The sequence below is a fragment of the Psychrobacter sp. JB193 genome, assembly GCF_002285555.1.
Lineage (GTDB): Bacteria > Pseudomonadota > Gammaproteobacteria > Pseudomonadales > Moraxellaceae > Psychrobacter > Psychrobacter alimentarius.
In genome coordinates, this window is the sequence record NZ_NRGY01000001.1 from 1,641,136 (window position 1) to 1,653,225 (window position 12,090).

Below are 12,090 nucleotides of genomic sequence, written 5' to 3' on the forward strand. Positions count from 1 at the left end.
ATATAAATATTACCAGTAGTGATACCAAGCTGCCGTTCTTTCTCAGTAAAACAGCGATATAGATAAGAAAATATAGACTCCATAAATGGTTAACTATAACTACGTCACAAATATATTCTCCTACAAATGTTACTGCCAACTTCAAATGTTACTCGTAGCTTTTTGGATACACACGCTGTCATGAGAATAAAAAATATCTTTTTCTAACCCATTCTGGTGAGAGTTTTTTTACTCTCGCTCATAAAAATCAATGCTTCGTAAGGTATTATACGAATTTATAACTTGCACATTTATGCTTAAAAACACTTTTTTCTCTTAAAAAACAGACATTTGCCTTTGAAAGTTCTCCTACATCACAGTAAGAATATAACAAGTTCTCCCTTGTAGAATACGTCGATTATTTATACTCATAGGGGGTATGGATAACATAGGCAGATATTTCTGTCTATTTCGTTCATAGAAAAAAGGTATTAAATGTCTTATTTAATTAAGTCTCTGGTTGTGACGTTGTCAATATTGCTGAGTACCACGGTGTTCGCTGCTAACACAAGTTATTACGGTAGTAAGTTTCATGGTAAACGTACCGCAAGTGGTAGTATCTTCAATATGAACTCTCTCACAGCAGCACACAAAACTCTGCCGTTTGGGACAAAAGTACAAGTAACCAACCAAAAAACAAAAGAAAGTGTCGTGGTCAAAATCACAGATCGAGGCCCCTATATTAAAGGTCGTATTCTTGATTTATCAAAAGCTGCAGCCAGTCAGATAGACTGTCAGTTATGTACCACAACGATGAAAATCCTCTCTTATGGAGATGGTAAATACCGTAAAGAATAAAGAATGATGTAATAAAAAAGGGAAGGCCTATGCCTTCCCTTTTTTACAACTGTTTTTCAGACAGAATACTGCCTAATAAATAATTAAAAACCTCTACATTTAACTATTTACTCAAAATTTGCTTCCATCTCTTCTAATGTCGTCATTGACTGCAATAGCTGCTCTTCATTGTCACTGTGCTGCTGCTGTAATGCCGTCTGCTCATTCAATAAAACCATCAAATCAGCTTTGCGACTTTCTTCATAGAGACTGGTATCAGCCAGCTTGTCTTCAAGCGCATTCAGTTTTTCATTGATTTTAGCCAATGTTTTTTCTGTATTCTCAATATCACGGCGTACAGGCGCAGTTAGTTTGCGTTGTTCTGCGGCCAATTTACGCTGTTCTTCTTTACTTAGCGTCGGTTGAGTAGAAACTTTCTTGTGCGCTGCTGTGCTACTCGAAGCTAAACCTGATTTGGTCTCTGAACCAGACGCCGCTTGATGAACAGATTTTGCATTTGTTGTTTCACGTGAAACAAACTTTTTACTGTCTTTTTTGTTCTTTTTCTTGCTGGCAGTTTTGTCTTGCGCGTTTTCTTGCTTACGCTTTTCAGCAAGCCATTTACCATAGTCACTGATGTCACCCTCGAACTCATCAATTTGACCATCATGGACTAAAAACAACTCGTCACAGACATTGGCGATCAGCTCACGGTCATGCGACACCAGTACCACTGCTCCTTGGAAGCCTTGCAATGCAATGGTCAAGGCTTGACGCATTTGTAAATCTAAATGGTTGGTTGGCTCATCAAGGACAAGGACGTTTGGACGTTGCCAGACAATCAAAGCCAAAGTCAGGCGCGCGCGTTCGCCACCAGAAAATAGCTCACTTGGGGTATCAATGCGATCACCGCGAAAATCAAAACTGCCCAAGAAAGAGCGCAGTTCGGCATCCGAGGTCTTGCCTGCCAAGCGGCGCATCATTTGTAGCGGCGTTGCGGCAGCATCGAGCACGTCCATTTGGTGCTGGTTAAAGTAACCAAGTTTGAGGGTATCAGATGCACGGTATGTGCCTGATAACACCCCAAGCTCACCCACCAAGGCTTTAATAAGCGTTGATTTACCCGCGCCATTCATCCCAAGCAAACCAAGGCGTGTATCGGGCGTGACTTGCACATTGGCATTGCGCAATAGCGGCATGTCGCTATAACCGATGTCTGCCTGAGTCAATTCAATCAGTGGCGAGCTCATATTTGCAGGCTCATAAAAGCGAAATGAGAAAGGATTGTCTGCCATCATCGGTGACAGCTCTGCCATACGCTCAAGCTGTTTGATACGGCTTTGTGCTTGTTTGGCTTTACTGGCCTTGGCACGAAAGCGACGAATAAAGTCATCCAAATGTGCTTTGGTGGCTTGCTGCTTTTCAAACGCTTGCTGCTGCTGCGCCATACGCTCATGACGCGTACGAATAAACTGCTGATAATTACCCGTATAAAGGGTGATTTTTTGTTGTTCGACATGCAAGATATGACCAACGGTCGCATCCAAGAATGCTTGATCATGCGAGATGACAATGACCAGCCCTGTGTACGCATTAATCCACGTCTCAAGCCACAAGATCGCATCCAAATCCAAATGGTTGGTTGGCTCATCGAGCAACATCAAATCGGCTCGGCTCATCAACGTTTTGGCAAGGTTTAAGCGCATGCGCCAGCCTCCCGAAAACCCTTCTACGGGTAGCTCATGCTGGCTGGTATTAAAACCAAGACCTGCCATGATTTGCGCCGCCTTGGTTGGTGTGCGATAGCCATCAATCTCATCAAATTGCTGATGCAATACGCCAATCTGCTCATCACTCACGCTACTCAAATCATTCAAAGCGGCATTAATCTCATACCACTGCTCATCACCACTGAGTACATAGTCAATCGCGGTCTGAGCGCTGGCACCCACTTCTTGCGCCATGTGTGCTACATGCCAGCTATCAGGAATGCTGACTTCGCCCCTATCCAGTGTGACTTCGGTATCGCCCTTACTCATCTGCGTCAACAATAAAGCAAACAACGTAGATTTGCCTGTGCCGTTATTGCCCGTTAAGCCAACTTTGTGGCCCGGATGTAGCTGGAAGCTTGCACCTGCAAACAATTCACGACCATCACGGCGAACACCAACGTCTTTAAATTCGATCATATAATCTCTTCATCTCAACAGTAATATAAAATATGGGGCAAGTAGAAAAACACACACCTGGCATGTTAATGGCGGCTATTATTTCAAACGCTTGCCGCATAGGCAAATGATTAAATAACTATTTCAAAACTAAGTATTTATTTGATGAATAATTGATGTGATTTATTGCAAATAATGGCGCGATAAGTGATTTGTACTAGAGCGTTAAATTTGGTTGGCAGTAACACGCTTGACAAACGAATCCTTATCCCCATTATGATATACTGCTACCAGATGAGTGTCAGTACGCCACAAAATGGTGGCGACGGCACTCAATAGAATAGATAAAATGCGCCTATAGCACCGCCCTAATGACAGCACCCAATCGAATCAAACGCCGTACGTATCTTTATTTGCAACCTATATATAGCAAACCCAAACAGGATGACGAAAGCATTTGATCCTAGCAACTGAGGTAGATATGAACGAATCAGCCAACCAATTTAATCCAAGCGCAAGCCAGCCTGTAGACCCAACGGTATTAAGACTCACCGATAGTGCCGCACAAAAAGTACGTCGCCTACGTGAAGAAGAAGGTGACAGTGACCTTATGCTGCGTGTCTATGTGACAGGCGGTGGGTGTTCAGGTTTTTCTTATGGCTTTAATTTCGCTAATGACTTAAACGAAGACGATGCCAATTTTGATAACGGTGATGTGACGCTGGTCGTAGACTCGCTCAGTTATCAGTACTTACAAGGTTCTACTGTTGATTATACGGAAGGATTAGAAGGGGCGCGCTTTATAGTGACCAACCCCAATGCCACCACCACTTGTGGCTGTGGCTCGTCATTCTCGATTTAAGGTATCGGTATATTGTTATCAGGATGCCTTATATGGTGAGCTGACGCTATGGTACATCGCCTAGTGCAGCACATTCATAGCATCTATCTATTTGGTAGATGCTTTTTTTATCGATTTTTATATCGTCTAGCACAAATGTTATGGAAGCCAAACAGCTGCCAAAAGATAGGCGGGTGTGCCTTTGCAAAGCTTATTGTATTTGTAATCGCTCGTGGTTTTCAAAGCAGCTTTGAGCTAAACTGACGGAATTCTAAATTCAATATTTACTTCTTTTATGGTCAAACGTCAGTCGTGTTTTGATTCGCCATAATAAATAACAATAGATGACTATTATGAGTAATTCAGCGAGTAGCTTTGTCAGCTTTGACATTCCCAACTGGTTTGACAGCAAACATTTAACAGGTATGCTTCGTGGTATCGAAAAAGAAGGCCTGCGCGTTAAGCCTGATGGTTTTTTGTCTCAAACGCCGCATCCTACCAAACTTGGGTCAAAACTCACCCATCCTTTTATCACCACAGATTATTCAGAAAGCCTACTTGAGCTCATCACTGATCCCAAAACCTCCCCAAAAGAAACACTAAACATGCTCCGTCAGCTGCATGTATTGGTCTATCAGGGCATACCTGAAGGCGAGCTCATGTGGCCGCTCTCAATGCCGTGTATGCTGTCATCTGACGATGAAGACATTCCTTTGGCGGATTATGGCAGCTCTAACACGGGTAAACTTAAAACCTTGTATCGTAGTGGTCTTGGTATCCGTTATGGTCGCCGCATGCAGACGATTGCAGGTTTACATTACAACTTGTCTTTTGGTGACGAATTGTTTGAAGCTTGGCAAGCACAAACATCTGCTACGCAAAGCCAAACGCTGACAGAATTTAAAAATGAGAAATACCTAGGTCTTATCCGTAACTTTAAGCGTCTGACTAGCCTTGTTCTTTACTTATTGGGTGCCAGCCCAAGCGTCTGTCCTTGTTTTATAGCGGGCCGCGAGCATGACTTAGAGCTGCTCAATGAATCAACGTATTACAAGCCTACCGCAACCAGCCTGCGCATGGGCAAGCTTGGCTATACCAATAGTGTGCAAGAGCATCTTGATATTCGCTATAATTATTTGCCAGAATATGTCGAAGGACTGCGCCGTGCCATTCAAACACCGCATGAAAGCTTTGAGAAGCTGGGTCTAGAAGATGCGGATGGCAACCCCATTCAGATCAACAATCATATTCTACAGATAGAAAATGAATACTATAGCCCTATTCGTCCAAAACAAGTCACCTTGACTGGCGAGACGCCAACCGAGGCGCTTGAGCGTCGCGGTATTGCCTATGTTGAGTTTCGTGCCATCGACCTCGACCCATATAGCGATGTTGGTATTCGTCTATCAAGCGCTTGTTTTTTAGAAGTCATGGCACTGTATTGCCTACTTAGTGACTCACCGGATCTGTTGCCAGAAGAAGAAGAGACGCTGGCCATCAACCTTGAGCGCGTGGTCAATGAAGGTCGCCGCGAAGGTCTGCATATCTTAGACAATGGTGAAGAGCAATTGCTTGAGAGCTGGATGTTGACCCATCTAGAGCGTATGCAACCACTGGCAGCTTTGTTAGATGCTCATTATGGTGGCAATGATTACCGCGCGGCTGTGGCTTTAATGCAAGGCAAAGCAGGACATCCTGAATCAACCATCTCAGCACAAGTCAACTCTGATAGTAAGCGCTTAGGTAGCTTATGGCAGCTTGGTTTTACATTGGCTGAGCAGCATCGTGAGTCTTTATTACAGCAAACACTTAGCCCAAATACTCAGGCAAAGTATGAAGTACTGGCAGAAAAATCCATACTACAGCAAGCTGAGATTGAAGAAGCCGAAACACAAGATTTTATGGAATTTTTGCAGCAATATCGCTAAGTCTTAATGGCTATTTACCCTTTATAGATGACTAACTTTACAAGAGTAACCACCTGATGCTACAGCTGACCACTTACCGCAATTTACAAGTATTTCTCGTGATAATGGCCGTGATAGGTATGAGTTTTGCGCTGTTCTTTTTACAGCGTCATTTAGGTCTCACACCTTGCCCGCTTTGTATTTTCCAACGTATTGGTCTGATTATAATGGGTGGATTCGCTTTAATATCGGCACTATTCAACCCAAAATCGATGGTGGTAAGATTGATATTATGGATTGGTAGCTTAGCAGGTATTGGCTGGGCAACCCTAGTTGCAGCTCGTCATGTTTGGCTCCAGCATTTACCTGCCGACCAAGTACCTTCATGCGGACCTGGTTTGGACTATTGGATGGATACCTTACCTATTTTACAGGTGTTCAAAGAAGTATTTGCAGGCTCTGGTGAATGTGCCACGGTTGACTGGACATTTATGGGGTTGAGTATTCCTGAGCAATCTTTGATTTTATTTGCTGTGCTATTGATCGTACATGTGCTGATACTATGGCGTATCGTACGACCTGCTAGCCACAACCGTCTTGCCTAAAAGAGGGTTAGAATTCAACTTATTTTTCCGATATAATCCTTCATCTAAACAGGCATAAGTATATGATTATTTGTCCCTGTTTGGATGAGGCGACTGTTAAGTCTCTTTGACAACCTTTATAAGTTACCTTGGTGACTCCTTAAACGGCTACTTTTATCTCCTTAATTTTTGTTTATAACAAAAAGTCCACAGAGATATACTTAACCTTTGATATCTTGATTCATTCTATTGCATTTTTTAATTGCCTGATATCATTAGATATTTATCGTTTTTTCGTAAATTGTTAGTGATAAATCCTTGATTGTAGCTTTAAAACATCAAATAATTTGCTGACACTTTTTATTCGTTATTTTTAACATACTTATATTTTTTATAATCATATCGCGTTGTTAGTAATGCTGGTGATCTATAGAAGCATTGCTTGATAAGAAACCTTGTGTGACAAGAAATACTGTTTGATAAACCGTTCTTTGGGGTGACCATGATATATTCTGCGCCTACCTGCGCGACCATGCTTACTGTAGCCAAATGCTTTGGCCGCTCTCTACTTGTGCTGCCACTTTGTGTCGCGTTGATTGGTTGCGATAGCGCCTCTTCTAATGATGACAAAAATTTAGCAAATACGCTTTCCCCTTCTGACAACGTAGCACATGACTCGGAAAATCTGACCCAAAATTTGCAAGATGATAGCCTTCAGCTGTCAAATGAGTCGCTGGACCAAGCAGCGCAAGGACAGTCCTTAATCGCAGCTGCGCAATCAAGTAACGATGCCAATCCCAGCCAGTCCCTCATGGGAGTAGAGTCAAGTAGTCGTAATAACACATTGCAGGCCACGCTAATGGGAGATTACGGTGGCATGGTGCCCTGTGATGTTTGTAGTAGTATCGATGTTACCTTAAATCTGTTTGCTGACGGCTCAGTATCAAAGACCAGTATCTATAACAATCCTGACAGCCCGCGTGCCCCATTACTTGAATCGGGTGTGTATCGCCAAGACAACAATACCATTACGATTGTTTATGAAGATAAGAAAATCGAAAGTTATGATATCCAAGACAATCATCTTATCTTGATGCATGCGGACAAAACCCCGAATAATGACTATATTTTATCGCGTCAATAATCCCATCATATAACGTTTTAAAGAGGTACTTATCTACAGGATATAATTTTAGAGAACCAGTTTTTAGATAAGCATATCTTTATATAGATGCCGTTAGAGACATAAAAATAACCTTTTCAGTTTTTAAATGCCATACGTAATATGATGAAATGAGTCGAATGTATGGACCAAACAACGCCTACTTGTTAGGCGTTTTTTATTGGTCATCTCATGGTGTTTACTTTACAATGAATGGCTATTTATCGCGCTGATATCTTGATCATGATTTGCTCTTTTATAGCAAGATATCATCACTACTTATAATCGTTAGGCCGAGTATATCCGATAATAAGTCCCTGTTGAAATTACGGATCACTCTATTCTTTTATTCTCTTAATTAAGCTTGTACGGAACGTCTATGCATATTCATATTCTTGGTATTTGTGGTACTTTTATGGGTTCGCTGGCGCTGCTCGCGCGTGCACTTGGGCATACAGTCACAGGATCAGATGCCAATGTTTACCCGCCCATGTCGACCCAACTTGAGAATGCAGGCGTCACGATTGAGTCAGGCTATCTGATTGAGCATTTGCAACCTGCGCCAGATTTGGTTGTCGTCGGCAATGCCATGAAGCGTGGTATGGATGTCATCGAGTATATGCTGGACACAGGGCTTCGCTATACATCAGGACCACAGTTTTTATCTGAGCAAGTACTACAATCGCGTCATGTGATCGCCGTTGCTGGTACTCATGGCAAAACCACAACCACTACGATGTTGGCTTGGATACTACATTATGCTGGTATTGATACGGGGTTTTTGATTGGGGGAGTTCCCTTGGTCGATACGCCTAATGTCCATCTACAGCAGATCTTTGCGCACAGCAGTTATCTGGGCGCAGAAAAAGACAGCAATGGCACGTCACAGACTGGGTATTTTGTTATTGAAGCAGATGAGTACGACTCGGCGTTTTTTGATAAGCGCTCAAAATTCGTTCATTACCGACCACGTACGGCCATTTTAAATAACCTTGAATTTGATCATGCTGATATCTTTGCGGATCTCAATGCCATTCAAACGCAGTTCCATCATATGGTACGCATGATTCCAAGCACAGGCAAAATCATCATGCCAGCTGCGACCATCAGCTTAGAAGACACCTTAACAAAAGGCGTATGGACGCCAATTTGGCGTACTTCGGTGCTTGATACCACTGTGCCGGATGAACAAGCAAAAGATATTGATCTAAAAAATAGTAGCGATTGGCAAGCTGAGCTGATCAGTACAGACGGCGGTCAATTTAAAGTTATTTTTACGGACAATAATGAAACAGCCATTGTCGATTGGTCAATGAGCGGTATTCACAACGTCAATAATGCCTTGGTTGCGGTAGCCGCCGCCTATAACGTTGGCGTCAGCGTTGATACCGCTTGTGCTGCGTTATCTGCCTTTGCTGGTATCAAACGCCGTATGGAGCTTATCGGTGATGCGCATGATATTTTGGTGTTTGATGATTTTGCTCACCATCCAACGGCCATTGCGACCACACTAGACGGCGCCAAAAAGAAACTGGCAGGTCGACGAATTTGGGCCATTATCGAACCGCGTAGCAACACCATGAAGATGGGTATCCATCAAGACAGCTTGGCTGAATCTGCTGCCCTCGCTGACCATACCCTATGGTACGAGCCGACAGGTTTGGAATGGGGATTAAAAGAAGTGATTGAAAAAGCTAATGCTGCTCAAGACAACATCGGTGATCAACAAGTCCTTGCTAGTATCGATGCCATTATTGAGCACATTGTCGTCCATGCACAGGCAGGTGATGCGATTGTGATTATGTCGAACGGCGGCTTTGAAGGGATACATCAGCGCCTACTGACATCATTGCGTCAGCGCTAGTAAAAAATTCAGTGCAATTAAGGGATTTCTTATTCCCTTCATGTACCTATGTTTTCAATACATAAATGAAGCGTCGCGTCGTAGCAGACAAGCGGCGCTTTTTTATTGTCAAAATTTAGCGAATGGTTCTCAGGGATTTTAATGGTTCGACGCGAACGCTATTCGCGTCTTAATTACCTTTGTAACCTTTCATTTACTTATCCTCCCTCCATCTTAGCAAATCCCTTGTTTTTCTCACATAGCTCATACACTGGTAACATTTCGCGCTTACCTTTATTTTTCTGCAGTCATTACAATGAGCTTATCAAAACTAGCAAACTATTATAAATGACAATAAATTAGGAGAATAACATGAGCTTTATTTGGATGATTATCGTAGGTTTGGTTGCAGGTCTATTGGCACGTGCTATCAAGCCAGGCAGTGACCCTATGGGCTGGATTATGACGATTGTACTGGGTATCGTGGGTGCCATGTTGGGTGGTTTCCTTGCAGGACTTATCGGTATTGATGCAGATGGTGGCTTTACTGGTCTAATTTTCTCTGTAATCGGTGCTATTATCCTCCTATTCTTGTATGAAATGATTGTCAGTAAACGCCGCGTATAAATTTATATGATAGATAAGATGTGAATAAGAATCCTAAACTCACAATAAAAAAGCCTTGCAAATTGCAGGGCTTTTTGTTGAATTCGCTAAAGTCATAATATGGCGTCTATAAAAATCTAAAAGAGGATTTACGCGCGCAAGTATTAATAAGCAAAGTATTGATAAGCATTACTTTTGTCCCCATTTATCTTATAATACCAACCCTATTTTATCCTTATCATTGAGGTGAGCGTTATGGCATTACTCCCTATTTTAAATTATCCAGACCCGCGCTTGCGCACCATTGCAAAGCCTGTCAAGGAAGTGACTGCTGAAATCAAAACCTTAATCGCTGATATGATTGAGACCATGTATGATGCACAAGGCATTGGTCTGGCTGCCAGTCAAGTGGATCAACATATTCAACTGATCGTCATGGATTTGTCTGAAGATAAAAACAGCCCTCGGGTTTTCATCAACCCGAAGGTAACCCCATTGGTAGAAGACAAACAAGCTTACGAAGAAGGTTGTTTGTCTGTACCTGACGTCTATGACAAGGTTGAACGTCCTAATAAAGTGCGTATCGAAGCTTTGGATGAAAATGGTGAAAAAATCGATGAAGAAGTTGATGGGTTACTTGCCGTCTGTATCCAACATGAAATGGATCATCTAAACGGTGTCATCTTCGTTGATTATTTATCGCGTTTAAAACAAACGCGTGCTCGTGATAAGGTACGTAAAGTCATCAAAATTCGCGAAAAACAAGGCGAGCAATCCGCTGATAAGCAGCCACAACCGACCAACTCTTGATGTATTTATTTTTTAGGCCAAATGTTGCGTGAGTACCATTCTCGTCGCTTTATGACACATTATGATAATAATGTGACGTTACACTAGCAATATGGCCTAGGCCTTCATTTTTTAACGTATGTTTTTTTATTAAAGGTTTCCTACCATGACCATGATCAAAATTGACCAATATTTTGACCCTGCCGGCTGGCAGAAATTCACCAAAGCAGCTGAAGGTCGCGAGACGCCTCTTTTGGTAGTGGATCTAAGCCGCATCAAAACGAAATTTCATGAAATGGTGGGATTTTTCCCGAATGCCAAAATCCATTATGCAATGAAAGCAAGCCCTGCTGTCGAAGTCATTGACTTACTCGCCAAGCTTGGTTCAAATTTTGATTGTGCGTCTATCTATGAGTTAGATCGAGTACTTGATTGCGGCGTGGACGCGTCACGTATCTCTTATGGTAATACCATTAAAAAAGCAGAACATGTTAAATATGCGTTTGAAAAAGGCATCGACTTGTATGCGACCGACTCAGAAGCGGATTTAAAAAATATCGCTAAGCACGCGCCTGGTTCAAAAATATTTGTGCGTATCTTGGTGCAAGGGTCAGAAACCGCTGAATGGCCATTGTCTCGTAAATTTGGTTGCCATCCTGACATGGCGATCGAGCTTTTGATTCAAGCGCGCGAATTGGGTTTGGTGCCTTATGGTATCTCGTTCCATGTGGGCAGTCAGCAAAAAGATGTCGCTGCTTGGGATGATGCGCTTGCTAAGGTCAAATACATGTTTGACTGGATGAAAAATGAAGAAGGCATCAAGTTGCAAATGATTAACTTGGGTGGCGGTTTTCCAGCCAATTACATCAGTGAAGTAAATCCTATCAAAGTTTATGCTGAAGAAATCAATCGTTATTTGACCGATGACTATGATGCGGAAGATATGCCTGAAATCATTCTTGAGCCAGGACGTTCATTGGTTGGTGGTTCAGGCGTCCTAGTCAGTGATGTGGTATTGATTTCTCGTAAATCAAACACAGATTTGACGCGCTGGGTATATACGGATGTGGGCTTGTTCCAAGGTTTGATTGAGACGCTTGGCGAATCTATCAAATATCCTGTCTATACGCCAAAGATGGAAACCTCGACCAGTGAAGGTACGGTCGTATTGGCAGGCCCGACTTGTGATTCGACCGATATTATGTATGAAGAGGCAGGCTACCAATTACCAGAAGAGCTTGAAATTGGTGATAAAATCTTTTGGTTGACCACAGGTGCGTATACCAACTCGTATTCATCGGTTGAGTTTAATGGGTTTCCGCCATTAGAAGTAGTCTATGTTGATTAGTAATCGCTGAGAAATCATTGAGTAAA

General features: G+C 42.5%; 10 protein-coding genes. 9 read left to right on the plus strand and 1 reads right to left on the minus strand.

Features of this window, described 5'->3' with window-relative positions; genetic code table 11:
• Positions 1-474: 474 nt before the first annotated feature.
• Positions 475-837: a septal ring lytic transglycosylase RlpA family protein gene (locus CIK80_RS07105; protein ID WP_095569384.1), complete on the plus strand. Its 363-nt coding sequence runs from the start codon at positions 475-477 to the stop codon at positions 835-837.
• A gap of 107 nt (positions 838-944) precedes the next feature.
• Here CIK80_RS07105 and CIK80_RS07110 read toward each other — a convergent pair whose 3' ends face one another.
• On the minus strand, positions 945-3,005 hold the full coding sequence (locus tag CIK80_RS07110; protein ID WP_095569385.1) for an ATP-binding cassette domain-containing protein: 2,061 nt from the start codon (positions 3,003-3,005) through the stop codon (positions 945-947).
• A 460-nt stretch (positions 3,006-3,465) separates the two neighbouring features.
• Here CIK80_RS07110 and erpA point away from each other — a divergent pair, with 460 nt between their 5' ends.
• The 8 genes from erpA (at position 3,466) to CIK80_RS07155 (ending at position 12,064) form a co-directional block, all read left to right on the plus strand.
• Positions 3,466-3,846 carry an iron-sulfur cluster insertion protein ErpA gene (gene erpA, locus CIK80_RS07115; protein ID WP_062843495.1) on the plus strand — a complete coding sequence of 127 codons (381 nt, stop codon included), beginning with the start codon at positions 3,466-3,468 and terminating at the stop codon, positions 3,844-3,846.
• Positions 3,847-4,178: 332 nt separating this feature from the next.
• Positions 4,179-5,753, plus strand: a complete 1,575-nt coding sequence (gene gshA / locus CIK80_RS07125) for a glutamate--cysteine ligase (protein ID WP_095569387.1) — start codon at positions 4,179-4,181, stop codon at positions 5,751-5,753.
• Between the two features lie 56 nt (positions 5,754-5,809).
• Positions 5,810-6,337 carry a disulfide bond formation protein B gene (locus CIK80_RS07130; RefSeq protein WP_062843492.1) on the plus strand — a complete coding sequence of 176 codons (528 nt, stop codon included), beginning with the start codon at positions 5,810-5,812 and terminating at the stop codon, positions 6,335-6,337.
• A gap of 481 nt (positions 6,338-6,818) precedes the next feature.
• A complete protein-coding gene (locus CIK80_RS07135) occupies positions 6,819-7,460 on the plus strand; it encodes a copper resistance protein NlpE N-terminal domain-containing protein (protein WP_095569388.1) in 642 nt (213 codons plus the stop codon).
• 397 nt (positions 7,461-7,857) lie between these two features.
• Positions 7,858-9,342 carry a UDP-N-acetylmuramate:L-alanyl-gamma-D-glutamyl-meso-diaminopimelate ligase gene (gene mpl / locus CIK80_RS07140; protein WP_095569389.1) on the plus strand — a complete coding sequence of 495 codons (1,485 nt, stop codon included), beginning with the start codon at positions 7,858-7,860 and terminating at the stop codon, positions 9,340-9,342.
• A 351-nt stretch (positions 9,343-9,693) separates the two neighbouring features.
• A complete protein-coding gene (locus CIK80_RS07145) occupies positions 9,694-9,948 on the plus strand; it encodes a GlsB/YeaQ/YmgE family stress response membrane protein (protein WP_062843489.1) in 255 nt (84 codons plus the stop codon).
• Positions 9,949-10,182: 234 nt separating this feature from the next.
• Positions 10,183-10,737 carry a peptide deformylase gene (gene def / locus CIK80_RS07150; protein WP_062843488.1) on the plus strand — a complete coding sequence of 185 codons (555 nt, stop codon included), beginning with the start codon at positions 10,183-10,185 and terminating at the stop codon, positions 10,735-10,737.
• A 151-nt stretch (positions 10,738-10,888) separates the two neighbouring features.
• Entirely contained in the window at positions 10,889-12,064 is a 1,176-nt protein-coding gene (locus CIK80_RS07155) for a type III PLP-dependent enzyme (protein ID WP_095569562.1), read from the plus strand.
• The last annotated feature ends 26 nt before the right edge of the window (positions 12,065-12,090 follow it).